This window comes from Bacillus sp. R45 (genome assembly GCF_021729365.1).
In the GTDB taxonomy this organism is placed as follows: domain Bacteria; phylum Bacillota; class Bacilli; order Bacillales; family Bacillaceae; genus Bacillus; species Bacillus velezensis.
Genome location: NZ_CP091421.1, coordinates 821,339 through 845,000, shown reverse-complemented (window position 1 = coordinate 845,000; position 23,662 = coordinate 821,339). Strand labels below are relative to the sequence as shown.

General features: G+C 47.2%; 25 protein-coding genes, 1 rRNA gene and 1 pseudogene (1 of these 27 only partly in view). 8 read left to right on the top strand and 19 right to left on the bottom strand.

Annotated elements, in window-relative coordinates; genetic code table 11:
* Together L3V45_RS04295 and L3V45_RS04290 are read right to left on the bottom strand one after the other, a co-directional pair.
* A 16S ribosomal RNA gene (locus tag L3V45_RS04295) occupies nucleotides 1–1,358 on the bottom strand; it reaches 192 nt to the left of the window's first position.
* A gap of 229 nt (nucleotides 1,359–1,587) precedes the next feature.
* On the bottom strand, nucleotides 1,588–2,472 hold the full coding sequence (locus L3V45_RS04290) for a nucleotidyltransferase-like protein (RefSeq protein WP_003155463.1): 885 nt from the start codon (nucleotides 2,470–2,472) through the stop codon (nucleotides 1,588–1,590).
* Nucleotides 2,473–2,674: 202 nt separating this feature from the next.
* On the opposite strand from L3V45_RS04290, the gene L3V45_RS04285 reads away from it, so the two are divergent.
* Complete coding sequence (locus tag L3V45_RS04285; RefSeq protein ID WP_003155464.1) at nucleotides 2,675–3,028, top strand: YgzB family protein; 354 nt, start codon at nucleotides 2,675–2,677, stop codon at nucleotides 3,026–3,028.
* A gap of 34 nt (nucleotides 3,029–3,062) precedes the next feature.
* Here L3V45_RS04285 and perR read toward each other — a convergent pair whose 3' ends face one another.
* Nucleotides 3,063–3,500: a peroxide-responsive transcriptional repressor PerR gene (perR, locus tag L3V45_RS04280; RefSeq protein WP_003155465.1), complete on the bottom strand. Its 438-nt coding sequence runs from the start codon at nucleotides 3,498–3,500 to the stop codon at nucleotides 3,063–3,065.
* A 124-nt stretch (nucleotides 3,501–3,624) separates the two neighbouring features.
* Entirely contained in the window at nucleotides 3,625–4,098 is a 474-nt protein-coding gene (bcp, locus tag L3V45_RS04275) for a thioredoxin-dependent thiol peroxidase (RefSeq protein ID WP_003155466.1), read from the bottom strand.
* Between the two features lie 158 nt (nucleotides 4,099–4,256).
* Here bcp and L3V45_RS04270 point away from each other — a divergent pair, with 158 nt between their 5' ends.
* Nucleotides 4,257–5,546: a glutamate-1-semialdehyde 2,1-aminomutase gene (locus L3V45_RS04270; RefSeq protein WP_007408567.1), complete on the top strand. Its 1,290-nt coding sequence runs from the start codon at nucleotides 4,257–4,259 to the stop codon at nucleotides 5,544–5,546.
* A gap of 209 nt (nucleotides 5,547–5,755) precedes the next feature.
* Complete coding sequence (locus L3V45_RS04265; protein WP_003155468.1) at nucleotides 5,756–6,820, top strand: aromatic acid exporter family protein; 1,065 nt, start codon at nucleotides 5,756–5,758, stop codon at nucleotides 6,818–6,820.
* 79 nt (nucleotides 6,821–6,899) lie between these two features.
* Here L3V45_RS04265 and L3V45_RS04260 read toward each other — a convergent pair whose 3' ends face one another.
* From L3V45_RS04260 to fabL, 5 genes and pseudogenes are all read right to left on the bottom strand, one after another.
* Nucleotides 6,900–8,642, bottom strand: a complete 1,743-nt coding sequence (locus L3V45_RS04260) for an ABC transporter ATP-binding protein (protein ID WP_014304662.1) — start codon at nucleotides 8,640–8,642, stop codon at nucleotides 6,900–6,902.
* 82 nt (nucleotides 8,643–8,724) lie between these two features.
* Nucleotides 8,725–9,255: a nucleoside tri-diphosphate phosphatase gene (gene ntdP / locus L3V45_RS04255; protein ID WP_003155475.1), complete on the bottom strand. Its 531-nt coding sequence runs from the start codon at nucleotides 9,253–9,255 to the stop codon at nucleotides 8,725–8,727.
* A 135-nt stretch (nucleotides 9,256–9,390) separates the two neighbouring features.
* Nucleotides 9,391–9,657, bottom strand: a complete 267-nt coding sequence (locus tag L3V45_RS04250; protein WP_003155476.1) for a YgaB family protein — start codon at nucleotides 9,655–9,657, stop codon at nucleotides 9,391–9,393.
* A gap of 159 nt (nucleotides 9,658–9,816) precedes the next feature.
* A pseudogene (locus L3V45_RS04245) lies at nucleotides 9,817–9,969 on the bottom strand (gamma-type small acid-soluble spore protein); the annotation flags it as partial.
* A gap of 84 nt (nucleotides 9,970–10,053) precedes the next feature.
* The gene (fabL, locus tag L3V45_RS04240) at nucleotides 10,054–10,806 is read right to left on the bottom strand and encodes an enoyl-[acyl-carrier-protein] reductase FabL (RefSeq protein WP_003155478.1); all 753 of its coding nucleotides are present in this window, start codon (nucleotides 10,804–10,806) and stop codon (nucleotides 10,054–10,056) included.
* Between the two features lie 81 nt (nucleotides 10,807–10,887).
* Here fabL and L3V45_RS04235 point away from each other — a divergent pair, with 81 nt between their 5' ends.
* Nucleotides 10,888–11,112 carry a hypothetical protein gene (locus tag L3V45_RS04235; protein WP_057080390.1) on the top strand — a complete coding sequence of 75 codons (225 nt, stop codon included), beginning with the start codon at nucleotides 10,888–10,890 and terminating at the stop codon, nucleotides 11,110–11,112.
* 6 nt (nucleotides 11,113–11,118) lie between these two features.
* Here the strand turns inward: L3V45_RS04235 and mutY are convergent, their stop codons facing one another.
* Complete coding sequence (gene mutY, locus L3V45_RS04230; RefSeq protein ID WP_003155480.1) at nucleotides 11,119–12,213, bottom strand: A/G-specific adenine glycosylase; 1,095 nt, start codon at nucleotides 12,211–12,213, stop codon at nucleotides 11,119–11,121.
* Nucleotides 12,214–12,438: 225 nt separating this feature from the next.
* Here mutY and L3V45_RS04225 point away from each other — a divergent pair, with 225 nt between their 5' ends.
* On the top strand, nucleotides 12,439–13,422 hold the full coding sequence (locus L3V45_RS04225) for a metal-dependent hydrolase (protein WP_003155481.1): 984 nt from the start codon (nucleotides 12,439–12,441) through the stop codon (nucleotides 13,420–13,422).
* Here the strand turns inward: L3V45_RS04225 and L3V45_RS04220 are convergent.
* The 6 genes from L3V45_RS04220 to L3V45_RS04195 form a co-directional block, all read right to left on the bottom strand.
* Nucleotides 13,419–16,001, bottom strand: a complete 2,583-nt coding sequence (locus L3V45_RS04220) for a YfhO family protein (protein ID WP_173613790.1) — start codon at nucleotides 15,999–16,001, stop codon at nucleotides 13,419–13,421. The two genes, L3V45_RS04225 and L3V45_RS04220, sit on opposite strands and share 4 nt — an antisense overlap.
* Nucleotides 16,002–16,037: 36 nt before the next feature.
* Nucleotides 16,038–17,018: a glycosyltransferase family 2 protein gene (locus tag L3V45_RS04215; protein WP_003155484.1), complete on the bottom strand. Its 981-nt coding sequence runs from the start codon at nucleotides 17,016–17,018 to the stop codon at nucleotides 16,038–16,040.
* Nucleotides 17,019–17,228: 210 nt separating this feature from the next.
* A complete protein-coding gene (locus tag L3V45_RS04210) occupies nucleotides 17,229–18,089 on the bottom strand; it encodes an alpha/beta fold hydrolase (RefSeq protein WP_007408559.1) in 861 nt (286 codons plus the stop codon).
* The gene (locus L3V45_RS04205) at nucleotides 18,082–18,417 is read right to left on the bottom strand and encodes an SdpI family protein (protein ID WP_024085035.1); all 336 of its coding nucleotides are present in this window, start codon (nucleotides 18,415–18,417) and stop codon (nucleotides 18,082–18,084) included. The genes L3V45_RS04210 and L3V45_RS04205 overlap by 8 nt, the downstream gene beginning before the upstream one ends.
* A gap of 85 nt (nucleotides 18,418–18,502) precedes the next feature.
* Complete coding sequence (locus tag L3V45_RS04200) at nucleotides 18,503–19,030, bottom strand: SH3 domain-containing protein (RefSeq protein WP_024085034.1); 528 nt, start codon at nucleotides 19,028–19,030, stop codon at nucleotides 18,503–18,505.
* Between the two features lie 131 nt (nucleotides 19,031–19,161).
* Nucleotides 19,162–19,431: a YfhJ family protein gene (locus L3V45_RS04195; RefSeq protein ID WP_003155492.1), complete on the bottom strand. Its 270-nt coding sequence runs from the start codon at nucleotides 19,429–19,431 to the stop codon at nucleotides 19,162–19,164.
* A 123-nt stretch (nucleotides 19,432–19,554) separates the two neighbouring features.
* Between L3V45_RS04195 and L3V45_RS04190 the strand changes: the two genes are divergently transcribed.
* From L3V45_RS04190 to L3V45_RS04180, 3 genes are all read left to right on the top strand, one after another.
* Nucleotides 19,555–19,707, top strand: a complete 153-nt coding sequence (locus L3V45_RS04190; RefSeq protein WP_003155495.1) for a small, acid-soluble spore protein K — start codon at nucleotides 19,555–19,557, stop codon at nucleotides 19,705–19,707.
* Nucleotides 19,708–19,851: 144 nt separating this feature from the next.
* Complete coding sequence (locus tag L3V45_RS04185) at nucleotides 19,852–20,763, top strand: trypsin-like serine peptidase (protein ID WP_003155497.1); 912 nt, start codon at nucleotides 19,852–19,854, stop codon at nucleotides 20,761–20,763.
* Nucleotides 20,726–21,115, top strand: coding sequence for a DUF2606 family protein (locus L3V45_RS04180; protein WP_024085032.1), 390 nt, complete (start codon nucleotides 20,726–20,728; stop codon nucleotides 21,113–21,115). The genes L3V45_RS04185 and L3V45_RS04180 overlap by 38 nt, the downstream gene beginning before the upstream one ends.
* 39 nt (nucleotides 21,116–21,154) lie before the next feature.
* Here the strand turns inward: L3V45_RS04180 and L3V45_RS04175 are convergent, their stop codons facing one another.
* The 3 genes from L3V45_RS04175 to recX all read right to left on the bottom strand — a co-directional run bounded on the left by L3V45_RS04175 (nucleotide 21,155) and on the right by recX (nucleotide 23,604).
* Complete coding sequence (locus L3V45_RS04175) at nucleotides 21,155–22,348, bottom strand: MFS transporter (protein WP_025650229.1); 1,194 nt, start codon at nucleotides 22,346–22,348, stop codon at nucleotides 21,155–21,157.
* A 146-nt stretch (nucleotides 22,349–22,494) separates the two neighbouring features.
* The gene (locus L3V45_RS04170) at nucleotides 22,495–22,806 is read right to left on the bottom strand and encodes a YfhH family protein (protein WP_236837266.1); all 312 of its coding nucleotides are present in this window, start codon (nucleotides 22,804–22,806) and stop codon (nucleotides 22,495–22,497) included.
* 6 nt (nucleotides 22,807–22,812) lie between these two features.
* Nucleotides 22,813–23,604: a recombination regulator RecX gene (recX, locus tag L3V45_RS04165; RefSeq protein WP_003155502.1), complete on the bottom strand. Its 792-nt coding sequence runs from the start codon at nucleotides 23,602–23,604 to the stop codon at nucleotides 22,813–22,815.
* Between the last annotated feature and the right edge of the window lie 58 nt (nucleotides 23,605–23,662).

Genomic DNA, 23,662 nt, shown 5'->3' with positions numbered 1-23,662 from the left:
ATTACTAGCGATTCCAGCTTCACGCAGTCGAGTTGCAGACTGCGATCCGAACTGAGAACAGATTTGTGGGATTGGCTTAACCTCGCGGTTTCGCTGCCCTTTGTTCTGTCCATTGTAGCACGTGTGTAGCCCAGGTCATAAGGGGCATGATGATTTGACGTCATCCCCACCTTCCTCCGGTTTGTCACCGGCAGTCACCTTAGAGTGCCCAACTGAATGCTGGCAACTAAGATCAAGGGTTGCGCTCGTTGCGGGACTTAACCCAACATCTCACGACACGAGCTGACGACAACCATGCACCACCTGTCACTCTGCCCCCGAAGGGGACGTCCTATCTCTAGGATTGTCAGAGGATGTCAAGACCTGGTAAGGTTCTTCGCGTTGCTTCGAATTAAACCACATGCTCCACCGCTTGTGCGGGCCCCCGTCAATTCCTTTGAGTTTCAGTCTTGCGACCGTACTCCCCAGGCGGAGTGCTTAATGCGTTAGCTGCAGCACTAAGGGGCGGAAACCCCCTAACACTTAGCACTCATCGTTTACGGCGTGGACTACCAGGGTATCTAATCCTGTTCGCTCCCCACGCTTTCGCTCCTCAGCGTCAGTTACAGACCAGAGAGTCGCCTTCGCCACTGGTGTTCCTCCACATCTCTACGCATTTCACCGCTACACGTGGAATTCCACTCTCCTCTTCTGCACTCAAGTTCCCCAGTTTCCAATGACCCTCCCCGGTTGAGCCGGGGGCTTTCACATCAGACTTAAGAAACCGCCTGCGAGCCCTTTACGCCCAATAATTCCGGACAACGCTTGCCACCTACGTATTACCGCGGCTGCTGGCACGTAGTTAGCCGTGGCTTTCTGGTTAGGTACCGTCAAGGTGCCGCCCTATTTGAACGGCACTTGTTCTTCCCTAACAACAGAGCTTTACGATCCGAAAACCTTCATCACTCACGCGGCGTTGCTCCGTCAGACTTTCGTCCATTGCGGAAGATTCCCTACTGCTGCCTCCCGTAGGAGTCTGGGCCGTGTCTCAGTCCCAGTGTGGCCGATCACCCTCTCAGGTCGGCTACGCATCGTCGCCTTGGTGAGCCGTTACCTCACCAACTAGCTAATGCGCCGCGGGTCCATCTGTAAGTGGTAGCCGAAGCCACCTTTTATGTCTGAACCATGCGGTTCAAACAACCATCCGGTATTAGCCCCGGTTTCCCGGAGTTATCCCAGTCTTACAGGCAGGTTACCCACGTGTTACTCACCCGTCCGCCGCTAACATCAGGGAGCAAGCTCCCATCTGTCCGCTCGACTTGCATGTATTAGGCACGCCGCCAGCGTTCGTCCTGAGCCAGGATCAAACTCTCCGATAAAGTAGTTTGACTGACTACGCACATCGCTGTGCGATTTATTTAAAACTTTGAATTAACAGGTACGTTTTGTCTTGTTTAGTTTTCAAAGATCATCTCAACCTCATCTCGAGGCGACTTTTTCAGTATAACATTTCAGCAATTTGCTGTCAAATGTTTTTTTGTTTTTATTTCTCCGCCGCTGTGAGCTTTTTGGTGAAGCGCATCAGCGACGTTTAATAATATACCATGCCTATGATTCAGCGTCAACACTTTTTTTGAAAGAATATCCTCGATGATATACTTCCTGCCCTTTGGTCTCTATTTGAGATACTTCAACAAAGCCTTTTTCCGTCAGGTAATCAAGCATGACACCGAGATCTTGGGTGAAGTGCACCAGTTCAGGGTGCTGAAGCAATTCTCCAAACTGCCACATTTCTTTTTCTTTCATCACCTGAAAAAGGTGCGCAGAACCGATTTCAGCTTTTGAATGGATGAGAAAATCATTTGCTAAGAATAATAATTCGAGCCTTTTCTCCAAGCTTTCGTGACTCTCGACAAGTTCGGAATATAGCTTATATACCTGCGGCTCAATGTGACGGACCTGGTTCCAGACTGTCGTTTCGGGATAAAACCCCCGGTCAATCACTTCTATGCGGGCCAAGTGGTGAAGAGCGTGCACTACCGCATAATATGCATCCAGAAAATGATCAGCTTCAAAAAACGCTTTTCCTTCTACAAATCTTCTGATCAGCTTGCCGTATTCCATTCCGATCTTTAATTTCCGCTCGGCGAAAGGAAAAGTGCTGAGCCGGTCATTGAGTTCAGATATATATTCATTGCGGTCAAACAGCACTTTGCCGTTGATGATCCAATCTATGACTCTTCTATTTGTCCCAAGCAGAATCCATTCCTGAAGCAGAGCATCCGTTACAATATGTAAAGAAGCGGTTTTGTGTTCGAATTCATAATGCTTTATAAAAAGAGGTTCATCAGCCTGTTTGACAATGACAAGCATGACCGCATCAAAGTTATCCGTGATGGATGATGCTTTACTCCTTCTCTCAATCATAAGGACGGCCAGCGTATCGGGATGACTTGCTCTTTCTTGGTAAATTGGACGGAGAAGATTGTCCATTACGATTCCTCCAATGCGATTGTTTCACTAGCTATTGTTTCTACATTTCTATGATAAAACATGAAAGTCCTTTTTTCTAAACACATTGCACTATTATAACAAATTTCCTTTCAGGTGCCATATTTATTCTTCCCTTTTCTTACGAAAACATGAAGAATATGCCATATGTTTTGTGCTATAGTTAAACGAGAGGGGGATGGACATGGCGAAATACTCAAGCAAAATTAATAAGATCAGAACGTTTGCGTTAAGTTTGGTTTTCGTTGGGTTTATCATTATGTACATCGGGCTGTTCTTTAAGCAGTCTGTTTTGCTTGCCAGCTTGTTTATGATTCTCGGCCTGCTGTCGATCGGACTCAGCACCGCCGTTTATTTTTGGATCGGCATGCTGTCCACAAAAGCGGTCCGGGTGATGTGCCCCGCTTGCGAGAAAGAAACGAAGATTCTGGGCAGAGTGGATATGTGCATGCATTGCAGAGAGCCGCTTACATTGGATAAAGGATTGGAAGGCCAAGCGTTCGATGAGTCTTATAACAGAAAAAACAGTGTAAAATAAACGAAGCTGACCGTATCAAAGCGGTCAGCTTCGTTTAGTGGTTTTCTTTTTTGGAACATTCTTGGCAGACGCCGTAAATCTCCAAACGGTGGTGGCTTACCTTAAACCCTGTGACGTGAGCAGCAAGCTGTTCCACTTCGTCAAGCCCGGGATAATGGAAGTCCACGATTTTTCCGCAGCTTTCACAAATGGCGTGATAATGGTCAGAGGTGACAAAGTCAAATCTGCTGGACGCATCTCCGTACGTCAGTTCCTTTACAAGCCCCGCTTCCCGGAATACACGCAAATTGTTATACACTGTCGCAACACTCATATTAGGGAATTTCCCTTCCAAGGCTTTATATATATCGTCCGCTGTCGGATGTGCCATAGAATCCACGAGATATTCCAGAATGGCATGACGTTGAGGAGTAATCCGGACTCCCGTATCCTTCAACGTGTCTAAGGCTTCTTTTAATTCATGTGCAGCCATCCGTCATGCACCTCTCTTCTAAAAAAGATTCTTACTTTATAATGTTTATAATTAGTGTACATCTTTTTCCGGTCTCCTGTCAAATGTAATCTGAAGAAAACCCCGTGAGTTCAGCATTTGTCCATTAATTAGACGCAATTTGTTCCAATTCGCGAAGCGCCTCGGCAACGTGATCTTTCACTTTTACCTTCCTCCACTCCTTCACAAGACGGCCTTCTTTGTCTAACAAAAAAGTGGATCGCTCGATACCCATATATTCTTTCCCAAAATTCTTCTTCAGCTTCCACACATCAAAAGCTTCCGCCAGTTTGTGCTCATCATCAACGAGGAGCTGGAAAGGAAGATCGTGTTTTTGCTTAAATTTTTCATGTTTATCACGGCTGTCAGGGCTTACTCCGATGATAACCGCATCAAGTCCCGCGAAACTTTCGTGCTGATCACGGAAATCACATGCTTCCGTCGTGCATCCGGGTGTCATGTCTTTCGGATAAAAATAGAGAACGACGTACTTCCCTTTAAAATCCGTCAATGCTACTTCTTCCCCGCTGTCATTCACTAATTTCATATCCGGTGCTGTTTGTCCGATTTCAATCGTCATTTCTTATACCTCCGGGTTTTTTATTAAGCGTATCCAATTCACGTTAAGATTACAACCGTTATCCCCCGGCTCTTTTCTGAAAGCATGAACCCGTTGTGCTCGCAATGAAGCATGCTACAATAGAACATGATGTAAGGAGATATTAGGAGGGTCATTTTTTGTATACAAAATCAGTTGAACTTCATAAGGAAGCGTTAGAGCATATCGTCGGAGGCGTGAACAGCCCGTCCAGATCCTATAAAGCGGTAGGCGGCGGTTCACCCGTTGCGATGGAAAAAGCGAACGGCGCTTATTTCTGGGATGTAGACGGGAATCAGTATATCGATTATTTAGCGGCTTACGGTCCGATTATTACCGGACATGCCCATCCGCATATTACTGAAGCGATTAAAACAGCGGCGGAAAACGGCGTGCTGTACGGGACGCCGACCAAACATGAGGTCACTTTCGCCAAAATGCTGAAGGAGGCCATTCCTTCACTTGATAAAGTACGATTCGTAAACTCAGGCACTGAAGCGGTGATGACAACGATCCGGGTTGCACGCGCTTATACAGGCCGCACAAAAATCATTAAATTCGCCGGCTGCTATCACGGCCATTCTGATCTCGTACTTGTCGCTGCGGGTTCCGGCCCGTCTACGCTCGGCACCCCTGATTCCGCCGGCGTGCCGAAAAGCATCGCCAATGAGGTCATTACCGTTCCTTTCAATGACATTGAAAGCTACAAAGCCGCGCTGGATAAATGGGGTTCAGAAATTGCAGCGGTTCTCGTCGAGCCGATCGTCGGCAACTTCGGCATCGTTGAACCTGAAGAAGGATTTTTAGAACAGGTAAATGAATTGACCCATAAAGCGGGCGCGCTCGTCATTTATGATGAAGTGATCACGGCGTTCCGTTTTATGTACGGAGGCGCGCAGGATCTTCTTCAAGTGAAGCCTGATTTAACGGCGCTCGGTAAAATTATCGGGGGCGGCTTGCCGATCGGCGCTTACGGAGGCAAAAAAGAGATCATGGAGCAGGTTGCTCCGCTCGGCCCGGCATATCAAGCCGGCACGATGGCCGGAAACCCGGCATCTATCCTATCAGGCATCGCCTGCCTGGAAGTGCTGAAGGAAGAAGGCGTTTACGAGCGGCTTGATGAGCTCGGCGCCAGACTTGAGCAAGGCATTCTCGCCCATGCGGAGACACATGGCATTACCATCACCGTCAACCGTTTAAAAGGCGCGCTCACGGTTTACTTCACTGATGAAAAAATCGTCAATTACGAGCAGGCGGAAAATACGGACGGAGAAGCATTCGCCAAGTTCTTCAAGCTGATGCTTGAACGCGGCATCAATCTCGCTCCGTCGAAGTATGAAGCTTGGTTTATCACAACCGCACATACTGAAGAGGATATCGACGCCACTTTACAAGCCGTTGAAGATGCGTTCAGACATATGAAAAAATAACTTCTGAAACAAGCGGGAGCCCGGGGCTTCCGCTTTTTCTTTTTGTCCGATTTGTGAGATAATGGTTTTTTCAAAAAAAGACCTTGAATAATTGGTATGATCCCTGTATATTACTTTATTGTTTAGCAAATCAGCCGACAGGGAAATGTAAGTGTCAGCCGTTCGTTCGGCACATAATTTATTAGAGAAAGGAATGCACGCACAAACCAATGAAACTTGGTGCCCGCATTTTTAAAACAGGGATTGCGATTACGCTCGCGCTCTACTTAGCATCATGGATCGGACTTCCGTCGCCGATCTTTGCCGGGATTGCAGCTATATTTGCCATACAGCCCTCTATTTACAGGTCTTTTCTTATCATTATTGATCAGGTTCAGGCAAATATCATCGGCGCTGTCATCGCTACGGTATTCGGACTGATTTTCGGACCGAGTCCGATTATGATCGGATTGACCGCAGTGATTGTCATCACGATCATGTTAAAACTGAAAATTGAACACACCATTTCGATTGCGCTCGTGACGGTTATCGCGATTTTAGAAACACCGGGAAACAGCTTCCTGACGTTCGCTCTGATACGAACAAGCACCGTTATTTTAGGCGTGCTGTCTTCTTTTATTGTGAACCTTGTGTTTCTTCCGCCGAAATACGAAACGAAGCTGACTCATCATACGGTTGAATATACCGATGAGATCATGAAATGGATCAGGCTGACGATGCGTCAGTCCACGGAACACTCGATATTGAAAGAGGATATTGAGAAGCTGAAGGAAAAAATGATGAAGCTTGATCATACGTACCTTCTTTATAAAGAGGAGAGAAGCTACTTTAAGAAAACGACGTATGTAAAGTCGCGCAAGCTTGTTTTATTCAGACAGGCGATTATTACGGCAAATCGGGCGCTTGATACGCTGAAAAAGCTGCACCGCTATGAAAACGAGATTTATCATATGCCGGAGGAATTTCAGGAGACGCTGACAGAAGAAATTGATTATCTGCTTCATTGGCACGAAAGGATTCTGATGCGGACGGTCGGCAAGATCAAACCGCATGATGACGATGCTGAAGAAAGCATAAGATATAAACAGCTTTTGACGAAGTCTTTCTTGAAAAATCAGCAGAACTGCGAGGATGAACTGCTTGATTACAATATGCTCAGCATTATGGCTGCGGTTGCGGAATACCGCGAGCAGCTGGAGCATCTCGATACACTAATTACGAGTTTTCAGACATACCACCCGAAAGACAGCGAATTAGAAACAGACGAAGAGTAACCCGGTGCTTCCGTAAAACCGGGTTTTTTTGCATTCAAAAAAACGTATGCCGCCCATTCGGACGGCATACGTTTTTGTATCAGTTCAAATTCTGAATCGTAAATAAGTGTCTGTACTGGCCGCCTTGGGCCATTAATTCCTCGTGCGTGCCGGTTTCGACGACGGCGCCGTTTTCCATGACGACAATTTTATCCGCGTGCGTAATCGTGGACAGCCTGTGGGCGACGATAAAAGTCGTCCGGTTTTTCGCAAGCTTTTCCATCGCTTCCTGAATGTAGTGTTCACTTTCAAGATCAAGAGCCGATGTCGCTTCATCCAAGATCAGCAGCGGCGGATTTTTTAAGAATACACGGGCGATCGAAATCCGCTGCTTCTGCCCGCCTGACAATTTGACGCCCCGTTCGCCGACTTTGGTTTCGTAGCCTTCGGGGAAGTTCATAATAAATTCATGGGCATTTGCCGCTTTCGCAGCCGCAACCACCTCATCCAGAGACGCTCCCGGTTTACCGATAGCGATATTTTCACGAATCGTCTCACTGAACAGAAACGTATCCTGAAGAACCATTCCGACTTGATTGCGGAGGCTTCTCGCTTCATAATCGCGAATATCTGCGCCGTCAATCAGCAGGCTGCCGCCGGATACATCATAAAAACGCGGTATGAGGCTGACAAGCGTCGATTTTCCGCCGCCGCTCATCCCAACGAGCGCGACGGTTTCCCCTTTTGTCACCTTTAAGGAAACGTCCTGCAAAATCGTTTCTTTTCCTTCCTCATAACGGAACGAGACATTTCGGAATTCAACTTCACCCTTAATGCCGTCAGCTTTTAGTGCATTCGGTTTATCAGTCAGTTCATACGGCTCGTCGATAAATTCAAATATGCGGTCCATTGAAGCGATCGACTGGGTCAGCGTCGTCGATGAGTTGATCAATCTTCTGACCGGATTGTACATTCTGTCAATATAGCCGACGAACGCAACCATCGTCCCTACCGTAAGCGGGCCGTTTATGACAAAATAACCCGCAAACGCGATAACAAGCAGCGGCGCCAAATCCGTAATGGTATTCACAACTGCGAACGTTTTCGCGTTCCAATTCGTATGACGGATCGCTTTGTCCAGAAAATGTCCGTTTTTTTCATCAAAATTGGCTTGTTCATAATCTTCAATGGCGAAACTTCTGATAACGGGCATCCCCTGAACTCTTTCGTGCAAATGTCCCTGAACTTGGGCGAGTGCCTGAGAACGCTCACGTGTCAGTTTTCGGAGACGGCCGTAAAAGTATTTCACTGAAATTCCGTATAACGGAAACAAAATGACAGATATCAATGTCAGCTTCACATCGAGTGTAAACATAATACAGATGACGATCAGCACCGTCATCATATCAAGCCAGATATTCATCAGTCCCGTTATGACAAAGTCTTTTGTCTGTTCGACATCATTTATCACCCGGGAAATGACTTCGCCCGTTCTCGTGTTGGCATAAAACCTCAGGCTCAATTTTTGAATATGATCAAACAATACCCCCCTGATATCGTAGAGCACCCGGCTGCCCGTCCATTGTGCGAAGTATTGCCGATAGTACTCTACCGGGGGACGCAGAATTAAAAACAGCACGAACATGATGCCCATTATCGTGAATAGCGATGATGTTTTAGCGCTTGCCGTTCCGCTCCCTTGAATAATGTCATCGACCACGTATTTTAACAGAAGCGGGAGAGCCAGCGGGATGGAGAATTTTATAATGCCAATTAACACTGTGATAAAAATTTGTTTTTTATAAGGTTTTACAAATTGCATATAGCGTCTGATTACGCCCACACTTTATCCCCCTCTCTCTTTAAGGCGTGTGAGCCCATGTGAAAAACCTGTTGACACCCCAACAGGTTTTTTATTGTATTCTTTATTTTGTATAGCGCAGATACCGTTCATACCACATATCAACAAATTCCGGAGCAAACGGTCCTTTCCGCTGATGAATCCAGTGCAGCAGCGTATTCAGATACTCCTTCAGAATGCTGTCGATCTCTTTAGGGTAATTCATTGATTTGCGGTGGTCATCGTATTCATCCTCGTCAAGAATGTTATACGTCATATCCGGAAACACCTTGACATCCAAATCGTAATCAATATATTTGATGGCCTCTCCGTCATAAGCGAACGGCGAGCTGATGTTGCAATAATAGTGTACCCCGTCATCTCTCAGCATTCCGATGACGTTAAACCACTGACGGGCATGAAAGTAGCAGATCGCCGGCTCTCTCGTCACCCACGTCCGTCCGTCGGATTCCGTCACCATTGTCCGGTCGTTGGCTCCGATGATACACAATTCCGTACTTTTTAAAATCGTCGTTTCATTCCAAATTCGATGAAGCAGCCCGTTATGCTTATAGCTGTGAATTTGAATGGTTTCTCCTTCCTTGGGATATCCCATATTTCTCCCCTACTTTCTGTAAAGCCCTGCAGTCAATGCAGCCGCAATTGCTTTCCGACAAGTCTTTTCACTATTATAACGTTACGAATTAAAAAATGAAAATAAAAGAACCACTCCGCTTCCGGAATGGCACATTCATTTCTGCACATAGGAAGACGGCTTTTCCGTGCTGCGATAAGACTGGATGACTTGCTCTGTCTGCCTTTGGAATAACTCCTGTATGCCGGCCAGGTCTTTTCGCTTTGTCGCAATTTCGTCCTGTACATTGTCCAGCTTTGCATCTCTTTCCAGACTGATGAGTTCCGCTTCCACCTGCCGGCAGCGGTCAAGTTCTGACTGCAGCTCGAGAAGCTGATCCATGATTTTCATCTGTTCACTTACAAGCTTTTCAAACTCTGACATCGGGTTCCTCCTTAGGCTTTAGGTTGATACTCCTTACCATTTCGATTTTACGCCGGAAAACCCTTTGACTCATTCTGTAGAGGAATCACAAGTTTTGTCGTTTTGGCAACAGAAAAAAGCACTTCCATCCGAAGATGAAGTGCTTTTTCGTTTCAGTGATTAGCTGTTTTGCTGTTTGTTTTGTTCAGCAGATTGGTTTTGCTTTCTAACCTGCTGCGCATCAGTTTCACTGCCGAATTCAGTGCCGTATTGACCCTGACCGGAAGCTGATTGCTGGTTTTGTCTTTTCACCTGCTGAACGTCTGTTTTGCTGTATTTTGAGTTTGCCATTGTTATCACCTCCACGCACTTTAGAATGCGCAGGAGACGATAAGGCTATTCATCTTTTTTTAAAACTTATACGAGCAGAGAGCGTCCGCCGTCAATAATGATGGTCTGGCCGCGGATCATGTCCGCTTTTGAAGAAACTAAAAACTCCACCGTGTCGATCATATCTTTAATCTCGACCATTCTGCCGGCCGGCGTATTTTGGCGGGCATCTTCCAGCAGTTCATCTCTGTTAGGGAAATGCTTCAGCGCGTCCGTATCAATCGCTCCGCCTGACACCGCGTTTACGATGATGTTTTTCGGAGAAAGCTCAACCGCCAGATAACGGGTTAACGATTCTAAAGCGGCTTTTGAGACACCGACAGTCGTATAGTTTTCAAGATAGCGGATGCTGCCGAGCGAGCTGATGCTGACGATGTGGCCGCCTCCGTTTTTCTCCATCATCTTTGCCGCTTCCTGGGCGCAGAAAAGCAATGCTTTCGCGTTGATATTCATCGTCCAGTCCCAGTGTGTTTCTTCGAGTTCCATAACAGGTCTCAGCACGCCTGAAGCCGCATTATTGACGAACACGTCCAGTCTGCCGAATGTTTCGTCAATCTGGCGGAACATGTCTTTGATTTTTGCCGGCTGGCCGACATTAGCTTTAATAACGAGCGTTTTAACGCCGAGTTTTTCAATTTCTTCGGCGGTTTCTAATGCCGCTTTTTTACTGCGGGCGTAATTGATGACGATATTGTATCCTTTTTCCGCGAGTCTGATGGCGGCTGCTTTCCCGACGCCTCGGCTGCTTCCCGTGATCAGTGCGCATTTATTTTGTTCCATTTTTCCTCAGCTCCTTGCTGTGTATAGTTCTTTTCATTCAACAAACAATAAAAGCAATATCTGTTGAAAGGGGTCTTTTATATGTATGTCGGACGTGATATGGACGAATTGGCCATGATGCCCAAACAAGATTGGAGAGATTCAGAGCTCGCCTATTTCCATCATGCCTTCCAGCAAATTATGCCGTATTTAAACGAAGAAGGCCAGTCCAAATACCGGGAACTGATTCAGGAAATCGAAGCCCGCGGCGGACTGAAACGGAATGAAGCGGATTACGGCCACGGCACTAGCGTCAGCTATGACTGACGCTTTTTAGCGGCCGCTTTCTTCCGCCATTTTCCATATCTTTTGATGGGAAACGGGAAATGCGTATTCCTTGAGCTCCTCTTTTGTGACCCGTATGAATTCCGTTGTATCCGACACTTGTTTTACTTTACCGAAAAAGACCGAAATATTCCAGACGAGATGGGTGAAAACATGTTCTACGATGCCTTCCAGCTCCCCGATTTCAGCGGTTATTCCCATCTCTTTTTCTAAATAGGCTTCAAGCTGCTCTCTTTCGGTTTTGATTCCTTTCTGGGTTTCGGTATTCGGAAACTCCCACAAGTTGGCGAGCAAGCCTTTTGGCGGCCGTTTATGAATATAGACATCGCCTTGTTCGTCTGTCAGCACAACGGCTGCCATTGTTTTTATTCCGGGCTTTTTCTTTTTGCTTTTAACGGGCAGCTCCCGCTCTGTCCCTTCCGCAAATGCCGAACAGTGCTTTTGTACGGGGCAAAGCAGGCATGACGGCGATTTCGGGGTGCAGATGATCGCGCCGAGCTCCATTAAACCCTGATTGAATTCAGACGGTTTTTCATGAGAAATGAAAGCGGATACTGCCTGTTCGAAAATGGTTCTGGTTTTAGGTTTTGCGATATCGTCCCATATGGAAAGAATTCTCGACATGACACGCATCACATTGCCGTCTACGGCGGGAATCGGTTTGTTGTATGCGATGCTGAGCACGGCGCCTTTTGTATAAGGGCCGACGCCTTTCAGTCCGCCAAATTCCTTTTCCCCGGCAGGGACGACTCCCCCGTACCGCTCATGTACTTCTTTTACGGCACTTTGCAGATTTCTTACACGGGAGTAATAACCTAGCCCTTCCCAGGCTTTGAGCACTTTTTCCTCATCGGCTTCAGCGAGCGCCGAAACGGTCGGAAATTGCTCAACAAACCGCCGGAAATAAGGAATGACGGTATCTACGCGCGTCTGCTGCAGCATCACCTCTGACACCCACACCCGATACGGGTCCTGATTTTCTCTCCACGGCAGAATTCTCTGTTCTCTTTCGAACCATGTAATTAAGTCCTCGCGAAATTTGTCTATATCTTTTTGTTTCATTTTTTCTTCAAGTGCGTTCATATCTTCTCCTCAGATGTTTCGGGTTCCGCTTTTCTTGACACTGTATTTTGGTGTAAACTAAGGGCACGTTACGATAATATGTTACATTAAATAGTGATAAAGAAAAAGCGGAAACATATGAGAACGGCGGATAAACGCCATGATTGGGCAAACAGAAAATGGGGAATATCTTATAATGCGAAATATGCGGGCGGCTGATTTTTAACGCCTGCTAGGAGGTCAACAATGGATACTGGCACTCACGTTGTCATGGGTATCGCGCTTGGCGGAATCGCAACTCTTGATCCTGCCGTCGGCATGCACACCCCCATGTCTCAGGCAGTTATGATCGCCGCGCTTGCCGGCTCTCAGGCACCTGATATTGATACCATATTGAAGCTGAAAAATAATGCCGTTTATATTCGAAATCATAGAGGATTCACGCACTCCATTCCCGCCGTATTATTTTGGTCCGTTCTGATTCCGGGCATTTTGTTTATGTTTTATCCGGAAGCGAACTTTTTGCACCTGTGGCTGTGGACGCTTCTGGCTGTCGTTTTGCATGTGTTTGTTGACATTTTTAACGCATACGGCACACAGGCCATCCGCCCGTTTTCGAGAAAATGGATCGCTCTCGGTTTAATCAATACCTTTGATCCGTTTATTTTCGTCAGCCATTTGGCCGCGATTGCCGTTTGGTATATCGGAGGTCATCCGGGCGTGACATTTCTGATGCTTTATATCATCCTTGCAGGATATTACGCCGTCCGGTTTTTGATGCAGCTGCGGATAAAGCGAAGGCTGCGCGAAATGATTGAAGAGGAGATTGAAACCATCATTATTTCGCCGACGATGAAATTCAGGCAGTGGCGTATCGCCGTGACGACGGCGCATGCCTTTTATGTCGGCAGAAGCCTTGACGGCCATGTCGTGATATTGGATACATTCAACCGCGTGCCCGTTCCGGAAACCGATGTGATGAAGGCCGCGAAACAGGACGAAAATATTGCAGCCTTTCTTTCATTTTCCCCCGTTTACAGGTGGGAGGTCGATACTTTTAAAGATCATTATGAGGTGCGCTTTATTGATTTGCGCTACCGGAGCAAAGGCCACTATCCTTTTGTCGCCATCGTCCACCTCAGTCATGATTTAGAGCTTCTCTCTTCCTACACGGGCTGGATTTTCAGCGAGGAAAAACTGCAGAAAAAATTAAAGCTCGGCTCTGTTTAAGAGCCGGGCTTTTTTTGTCTTCTCACATATAATGCGGCAAACACGAGGCTGATCACCGATAGAGCGGCCGCGGGTTTAAAAAACGGCGGGTAATACGTTAATTGAATATCGTTTTTTCCTTTTTGCGCTTTAAATCCGATAAAGGAATAATCCGCTTTTTCAATCTGTTCTTTTCTGCCGTTTATCTTCAGCTCCCAGCCTTTTTCATATGGAATCGGAAGCATGATATACGGTGCGCGGGTTTTGTTTTCATACGAGATATGAAGCGTATTTCCGCGCCATCTGAGATCGGCCCGCGGTTCTTTTTCCGCTTTTCGGTATGCGTTTTTCAGCGTATCGTACCGTTCTTCGTAAAGCGCCAGCCTGTCAAGCTGATACGATCCTTTCGGCAGACGGATTTGGATGTTTTTTGTTTTCGGCACTCTGACAGTAAGATCGTTGACACCTGTTTTGTAAATGGATTGATTCGATTTTCTCGTTGTCGTGTAATCGTTCACTTTTAATGTAAAGCCCTGGTCCTTCGCTTTATTCTTCAAATAAAAGCTGACGTAATAATCGCCGCCGTCCATCTTAGCGGCTTGCGGCGTAATGATCAGGCCGCCGTCTTCGTTTACCGTCAGGATGCCGTCTTGATAATCCGCATGGTCGGCCGTTACCTTTGCCTGACGGATCATATTTTTCGCCTCAGGCGCTTTTTTCGTGTTGGCTGCGCTTGATTCCGTGATGATCCCGTCAAGCATTGCCCGTTCTCTGGCAAGGGCGGGCGCTTTTTTCAGATCGTCCTCGTTATATACGCGATCAGCTGTCCGTACGAACGGAAGCATATATTGATTTTGATAAACCGCATAATGGGATGATTCCATGATTTTTTTGAACCCGTACGGCACGCCGGCCCCGTTTGTTTTTTCCGTCATATAATATTTTCCGTAAAGCAGGCTGTATAAATTAGCCCTGTTTCCTAATGTCGCATAACGGCTGACGCTTTCTCTGCCCATATCAATCCGGAGATCGTTCCAGTAAAAGGACAGCAGATTGCGGTTCAGGATGCTTGAGTATACGCTGAATCCGTTGAACCCGTAAATGATCGGGGTGTTATTGAAAACACCGTTCATCCAATCTAAGCGGGCAAACGGATCAGGGTCTTTTTCTTTCAGACGCTGAATAAGCTCTGTTTGTTCTTTGCCCTTATAGTCAGGACCCGTCATAAAGGTATGCGATACCGTATAAATCTTCCCGCCTTCTGATAACGCATATTTTTCATATGTATTAGCCGTCAGCACCGCCGTCAAGAGAATGACGGCATAGACGGCGGGCACCGCGCCCTTCAGTCTTGTCTTTGCTGCAAGGAAAGCGGCAATGGTCAGCCCCAGAAGGAGCAGGATAGGCAGGTTGGCCTGATCAGAAATATCCAGGCTGAACCGTCTCACTTGGCTCCAATAGAGCAGAACGGCGAGTACGGCGGATATCAGCATACTCTTCATGCTGATGTCTGAAAGCTTAGAAAGCCCTGCTGCAACCGTTCCGGCAATCGTGAAGCACAGGACGTATTCAAACCTGTTTTGCGGAGCTGAAAAACCGTTAAAGGCGCTTGCCGCAAACGGACTGAAGTGAAACAGAATGTACAGCAGACTGATTCCCGCAAACAGCCGGAACAGCCGGTTTTTATATAAAGAAAATGTAAATAGAAAAAGTAAAAAAACCGCCGGCAGAATGATTATCCGGCTTGAAAATAAAATGTTGTCGGAAAAATCAAGCCATGCAATATGCTCTGAATACGGCGGCCGCAGATTATGAAGGTAACCGTATACGACAGGAATAAAGGAAACTGCGCTTATGCCGAACCCGAGAAGGCCCGACAGAATAAATATCCTGCATTGAGTGAGCCTTTTCGCCTCATTGCCTTCAAGGGGGATCATCCACCTGAATAAGATATAAATGCCGATGAAAATCAGATTAATATACGCAAAATAAAAGTTGTTGATCAATGTCAGCGCACAGGCGAAGATAAACCACGCCGGCTTTTTTTCCCTGATGATTTTTTCCGCGCCGAGCACGAGCAGCGGCAGCCACACCATACTGTCAGTGAAAAAGTCCCAATACACCTCATGCCGGAAGTAGATAATCGAGACCCCGTACAACACGGCGCCGGCAAAAGCAGGCACCGTCCGTTTGACGAAATAGCGGAACACACACGCTGCCGTGAATATGATGAAACTCTGCTTGGCGATGCTGATAAAAACGGAGGCCTGCGCCCAAAACAGCGCATCAGCCTCACCCGTCAGCTGAATAAGCTGCAAAAAGCGGACAGCGGCGGAGATAAACAGGAATAGAAAAGAAGTAGAGAAATAATAGCCGAGCTGACTGTACACTCCCCCGCCCAGTCCGAACGAATAGCTGTAAAACAGCCTGCCGTTCATATATTGATCAAACAGCAGCTTTTTGAAGACCGCCATTTGGGCGATCCCGTCTCCAGACCCCGTCATATAGCGGCCTGCCGACCACTCTTTTAAGAAAAAAATATGAGCGGCAGCCGCAGCCAGCACACAGGCTGCCGGCAAGATCCATTTATTTTTTTTCATACAACGTCCCCAGACCCTGCGCACAGCGGCGGCTGTTTAATGGTTCCACTTGCGCTTTTTTGTATAATTCGTTTCATTTTGTTCTCCGTACGTTATATTCGCTTCTTTAATTAAATAGTGCGGGCGTTTTTTTGTTTCATAGTAAATCCGGCCGATGTATTCTCCGATGATGCCGAGACTCAAAAGCTGGATGCCCCCTAAAAACAGCACGGCGGAAATAATGGTGAAGTATCCGGGTACGGACACGCCGTGTGTCAGAATATGAACAAAGGTCGTTACAATATAAACCATCGACAGAAGCAATATCAGAATACCGGTGAAAAAGCATACCCTGAGGGGCTTGTTGTTGAAGGAGACGACACCGTCCATTCCGTAGTTGAACAGATTGCTGAATGACCATTTGGACGTGCCGTTCTTCCTTTCGACATTTTCATAAAATACGATTTTCTGGTCAAACCCGATCCAGCAGAACAGCCCTTTCGAGAAACGGTTCCCTTCACTCAGCTTCAAAAGGGCATCAACGGCCTGCCGGCTCAGCAGGCGGAAATCTCCGACCCCGTCACGCAAGTCCACTTCGACGGCTTTGTTGATAAATTTATAATACAGGGAAGAAAGCACGGAACGCACGGGGCTGTCCCCTTTTCGGTTGCGCTGCGCGATGACTTGGTCATACCCTTCTTCATAGCCTTGAATGAAGTCTTTCAGCAGATGGGTCGGATGCTGCAGATCGGCGTCCATCACGATTACCGCTTCGCCCTGCACGTGTTCAAATCCTGCCAAAATGGCCGCTTCTTTCCCGAAGTTGCGGGAAAAAGATATGTATTTGACGCGATGGTTTCTGGCGGCCAGTTCTTTAATCTGCTGAAGGGTGTCATCCGCGCTTCCGTCATTGATGTAGAAAATTTCATAGTCATAATGAATCGTCTGAAATTCTTTTTTTAAAGATTCATGGATGAGCTTGACGTTGTTCCCTTCATTGTAAGACGGAATAATAATTGAGATTAACCTTTGTTTCATGAAGGCACCTTCTTTGTATTATTCTTTTTTTAGGACGGCCTTAAAGGAATTGTCCGCAAAACTTCAGTAAGGCTTTTCCTTTTTTTAATGACGTTTAAACCCTTTTTTTGTTACAGGGAAAGAAATTTTTTTCTGCATATGATTTATATTTTGTCATGTTTTTCGGCAGATATGAGAAAAAAAAGAAAAAGTCTGTACGCGGGACAGACTTTATTGCTGAAGGTATTCATGAATCAAATGGCTGACGATGCGCGGTTTTTCGTGAATGACCCAATGTGAGGCATCATCTATGAAGATTAAGTCGCCGTTTGGAATCATCCGTTTTGTTTCCTTGGCGAGCTTTTTGCTCAGCGCGCGGTCGTTGACGCCCCATATTAACCGGTACGGAACGGGCATTTTAAGCGGAACGGCAGGGCCTAAACCGCCGGCTCTGATCGCCCGGTACCAGTTCAGCATCGCCGTGAGCGCTCCTTTTCTGCCCCATGCTTCTTTGTAGCTGTCGACATCTTCCCGTGAAAAAAGCGCCGGGCGTTCAGATAAGCCGATCGCGTGATCCAATACGCGGTAATCGTCTTCAGACAATCTCCGTTCCGGCTTTTCCGGAAGCTGAAAGAAAGCGATATAAGAGCTTTTCTTCCACTGCGGCGGGTAGAACGGTGTGACCTTCCGCATAACCGCCGGGTGCGGGATATTGACCGTGATCAATTTTTCAACGTATTGCGGCCGCGTGGATGCCAAATGCCAGGCCACGGCTCCTCCCCAATCGTGTCCGATGACGACGGCTTTGTCATCTGTAAAATGAGTGATCAGCCCGATAATGTCGTCTCTGAGCGTATCAATGGTATAGTTTTCAATGCCCTCCGGTTTGTCACTGAGATTATAGCCGCGCTGATCAGGCACGACAACATGGTATCCGGCATCCGCCAGCGGTTTGATCTGACTCTTCCAGCCGTACCAGAATTCCGGAAACCCGTGCAGCAGCACCGCCAAAGGACCGTCTTTCGGACCGGCTGAAGCCGTGTGCAGCGTCACTCCGTTTGTTTCGATCATGTGAAACGTAATGTCATTCATCGATTCTCCTCCCCGTTTGTTTCAATCTTCTTTCTGTTAAGACGATGATCAGTACGCTGATCGCGATCAACAATACGGCCTGAACGATCAGGGCGAACGGCTGAGTCTGCCGGATAAGCAGGCTGACCGCAAATCCAGCTGCCGCCGAAATAAGGCCGAACAGAATCATGAGGAGCGCACTGAATCGATTGCCTTCTTTCCACTGCGACTCATCCGCCATAGAGCGCTTCGTCCGATATCCGTACAGGCTGTTGATCGACTTCGGCGGAAAAAACGCGACTGAAATGCCTGCCGCAGCCATCAGAAGGCCGCCGATTACCATTATCATATCCGTCACTCTCCTTTTCATCTTTTACGAAAGGAAAAGCGAAAGGTTTCAGAAAAAAAGCAGGCTTATTCGCCCGCCTGAATCTTTACTTTTGAGTTAAGTCGGCCGTTTTCACATAACCTGCTTTCCCGCCGTATGTGACGTACGCCCATTTACGGTCAAACCCTCCGTCATGGCTGAACCCCCAGCCGAGCACATTGACGGTTTCACCCGCTTTAACGGACTCTTTTTTGCCGGTTTCCAAAGTCGGCGTATAAAAATCGGTTTGTTTCGCGGTCACCGCCTTCACCGGCTGCTTCATCAGAAAATGCGTGGAAATATAGGCTTTGTGACCTTTGTAGTCAATTTCAGCCCAATCTGCTCCTTGAAGCCGTTTAACCTTTACGGAATCCTCTGAACGAAGCGTGCCGATAATCCGCCCTTGTTTATTGGGTTCTTTGCGGACATTAAGTTCTCCTGCTTTCACGATATATGTATCTGCTGCGGTGTCTATTTTTGTCTGATGAACTGCTGCGGCATTCGCTGCCGGATCAAAAAAAACGGTGCCTGCGGCTAAAAATAAGCAAAGTCCTGCGGCCGGAATAAATGCGGTTAACCCCTTTTTCATGTTCATTGTGGTTCCTCCCCGCTATTTTATAAGTTATTACACATTTCCACATTCCGCCGGTCGTCAAACATGATTTTCCCATTTCTTTTATAAAAAGAAAAAACCGCCGGACGGTATCCGGCGGGCGCACTGCTATATTAATGCAGGAGACCCCTGCTTTGATCCAAATAATGAGAAACGTCTTCCCGAACGCTTTGGAACATATGGAGCTTGCTGCCGTATGATTCGATCCATTCCTTGACGACGCGTTCCGTCATTTGCTCTCCTTGGTACGGGCGGCCGGCTTTTGCGTAAGTCGCTTCGAAATCTCCCCATAAAAGCTCAACCCAAGTCCGCGCTTGCAAATAGCTGAGCATGTCATTTTTCTCAAGCAGCAAATTCGTCAGTTTGTCGATATATGTATTCATGTCTCTGTCTCCTTTCCTTGGGAAAACCTGCTGCTTTTACGCAGCTTGTCACAGGCATATACTAACTTTACGTCTTCAGTCCAGAAGGCGCAACCTTTTGATATTGGCCGAGGGGGAAAACAAATGGTCCGGAACAAGGCAAAAGGATTTCCTAATCAGAACAATAATAAGTTTGAAGGCGAACCGCGGGCAAAGGATGACTACGCTTCTAAACGGGCGGACGGTTCAATTAATTCGCACCCGCAAGAGCGCATGAGAGCTTCAGGCAGACGATAACACACACCGTAAGAGACCGGGAATGACCCGGTCTTTTTTTTGCGGAAAAAAACATCCTCTTGCGGTCATAACGCTAAATAAATTCCATAATATGTTAAATGTTAAACCGCAAGCCGGTAGACAAAAAAGGAGGGGTTTTATAAAATGAAGACAGTTTCAAAACGATTGCTGAGCCTTACCGCATTCTTACTGTCAGTTTCATTATTTGCTGTTTCAGCAGAAGCAGCGGGCAGCCCGCAGACATCTGTATCAAACAGCGGTGAGGAGTTTGACGCAAATCAGAATCAGCCTGTACAAACAACACAGACATCTCCCGCTTATGAAGGAACGGGCCTCACCAAAAGACAGCTTGCACAAAACAGCAAAGCTGACATCAAGTCATTAAAGCCTTCCAGTATTATTGGGACAGACGAACGAATCAGAATTTCTCCCACAACATCATTTCCATATCGCGCGACAGCACAGCTGACCGTTACATACAGCGGCAGCACAAGCACCTACGGATGCACCGGTTTTTTTGTCAATGCCGACACGATCGTTACGGCGGGACATTGCGTGTATGATCAGAAAAACGGCTGGGCATCGAAAATTACGGCAGCTCCCGGCCGCAACGGGTCATCGTACCCGTACGGCTCTTATTCAGGCAAGACCTTCTACAGTGTCAAAGGGTGGACAGAAAACGGTGACACAAACTATGACTACGGCGCAATCAAAGTAAACGGGTCGCCCGGGAATACTGTCGGCTGGTACGGCTATCGGACGACCAATAGTTCCAGTCCGGCCGGGCTTTCCTCAACCGTGACAGGGTATCCGTGCGACAAAGTGTCCGGTTCCATGTGGTCGGACAGCAAGCCGATACGTTCTGCCGAGACATATAAACTCACTTACACGACAGATACGTTCGGCTGCCAGAGCGGATCGCCCGTTTACCGCAATTACAGCGACACCGGCCAGACCGCCATTGCCATTCATACAAACGGCGGGTCGTCTTACAATCTGGGAACAAGGGTGACAAACAGTGTATTCGACAACATTCAATATTGGTCAAATCAATAAAGCTTTTGTCTTCTTTCTCGCGGCAGCCGTTTTATGCGGATGCGGCAAAGCGGATGATTCCGCCGCCAAAAAAGCACTGCCCGTTACGCTCCATGTTGAGAATGCAGACGGTTCACCGGCGGCCGGTGTGACGGTTACCGTGATGAAAGCGGCGGAGTCAGATCATCAGCCGAATATAGACCGCGGAGAGATAATAGGCAAGACTGATCACCACGGCGAGATGACATGGAAAAGCGGCGCGAAAGGAACCTATGCCGTTGTTTTTGAAAAAGACGGGGTACCGGAAACCCGGAATATTTCCTTAGCTGAGAGCGATAAACATACGGTGATCAGCATTACGTTGAAACATTGAAAAAAGCTTGCAGGCGGAATATCCCCTGCAAGCTTTTTGTTATCCTTTATGCACTTGGTATTCATAAACATCTTTCTTCTCAGACAGATGAGCGAACGTGGAAAGCACAAGGCCGAGAGCCGTCATCAGCGCACCGCCGGCAAACAGCCATGAGTAAGATCCCGTTCCCCCGAGAATCAATCCGCCGATCCAGGCGCCGAGCGCGTTTGCCAGGTTAAAGGCGGAAACGCTCACCGCAGCGGCGATTGTCGTGCCGTTTTCAGAGGAGGAAATAACCTTGGTCTGCAAAAGCGGCGGCGTGCCGAACGCACATGCGCCGAACAAAAATGTCGCTGAAACGGCTGCGGCGGGAAAAACAGCGATATAAGGAAAAATCGCCAAGACGCCGATCAGGCCGATCATCACACCGATCATCGTGCGCGTCAGCAGTTTGAGCGGCACTTTCCCCGCGAAGAAATTCCCCGCCACTCCGCCGAGACCGTAGGCAAATAATGCGCCTGTAATGCCGACTGTGCCGAACCCCGCTGAATCTCTTAAAATCGGCTCAATAAACGTGTAAGCGATAAAGACGCCTGAGTAGCCGAGAATGGTGATCGCAAAGGAAAAAATCACTTGTTTATGCTTAAAGACACTCCATTCATTCATCAGCATCGGAATCACTTTCGGTTTTCGGTTCGGTACGACCAGCATCAGTCCGATCAGCCCGATCAGGCCTAAAACGGAAATAATGAAAAAGACGGCCCGCCAGTTAAGGGCATCCCCTAAATAAGAGCCGAACGGAACGCCGAGCATCAGCGCCACGGTTAATCCGCCGTTCATGGAAGCCGCGGCGGCGGATCGTTTTTCAGGCGGCACCATTTCACTCGCAAACACCATGGCGATCGCAAAAAAGGCTCCGTGAATGGATGCGGATAAAATTCTGGAAATCGCCAGCACGGCGAAGTTCGGCGCAAAGACGCTCATCAGGTTGGCAAGCACGAAGATGCCCATCAACCCTAGCAGCACCGGCTTTCTCGGCAGCTTAACCGCGATAATAGTTACGATCGGGCCCGTCAGGCAGACGCTTGCCGCGTACGCCGTAACAAGCATGCCCGCTGAAGATACATGTATATGAAAGTCATCGGCAATCGACGTCAGAATACCCATAACAGCATATTCCGTATACCCGATGGAAAATGTGCAAATCATTAAAACAAAAATCATTAATTTCACAGATGGCTGTTTCATTTTGATATTCAACGCAAATCGCCTCCTTTTTATTAAAAAACAACGAATTCCATCTTAAAAGATATCAAAAATGAATTCAATCATTTTTTACTGAAAGGTTGAAACGAATGTGCCCGAAAAGAAAAAGAGGCCGGAACCGGCCTCTTTTGTTATTATTTTTCTTTTAAAACGGAAATCGGCAGTGCTTCTTCCCCGTCAGACGGGGAAGATCTGTGTCCCCAGGCGAATACGCCGTTGATGTAATCAATGCGGAAAGTGTCATCAGAACCTTCTATCTGATACACCCCGCCGGGCCGAAAGTCTTCCGGGTTCAGCATGTAAGCTTTGGCCATCGTAATTTTCCGTTCAAGCACGGCCAGTTCATTTACAATGCCCATCTGTTCCGCTTTACGCACTTTTTCCGTCAGTCCCGCAATTTCTGTCTGTAGTTCATGAGGCGTCATTTGACTGTATCGTTTGTCCATTTCAGTTTACTCCTCTTCCTGCAAGAATTGATCAATATCGTCAATCGAGAATCCTTTTCTGAATAAGTACTGTTTGACCTTCATTCCGCTTTCATAGCTGCCGTCATAGCGGTATTTCCTGATCGCTTTTTCCGCATGAGCCTTCAGAGCTTCCATCTCGGCTTCATCATCATTTTCATACTCCGTCTGCTCCAGAGCGGCATTGATGACGTCGAAAGGGAAACCTTTTCGCTGAAGCTGCATCTGCGCCCGCTGTCTGATCTCTTTTGTGGACAGCTTTTTGTCTTTTTTGAGGATTTTGCCGATATGTTTCAGCGCTTCTTGTATCTGCTCATCAAATGTAAACGCGCTGAGCGTCTCCTTGATGGTATCGTCGTCTATTCCTTTCGCTTTCAGCTCGCGGAACAGGACGTCAGGGCCTTTGCCGTTTGTTTTTTTGTGGGTGCTCGCATAGGCTTCGGCAAATTCTTTGTCATTTAAGTAGCGGTAATCGTACAGTTTATGGATGACTTCAGAAATGACCATGTCCGGTGTTTCTTTTTTCTTCAGGTGATCCCGGACTTCTTTTTCAGACCGCATCCGATATGATAAAAATTCTACGGCGCGGTTAAAGGCTTTTTTCACGTCATCACCGTGCTGGATTTCAAGAATGTCAAGCTCGTCCAGTTCTTTCCCTTTTTTCAGGTCAAAACGCACAAGCACGTCGGCGTCGACGCTGAATGCATATTTCTCATCAAGAAAGATGTTGAAGCGCTCGGTATTTTTCTTTTGGGTCGATATTTTTGTAATAAACGGCATCCCGGTCTCCTTTCCCGCCCCGATGTTCAGGCGTTTTTCTTTTTGGCAAATGAGGTAC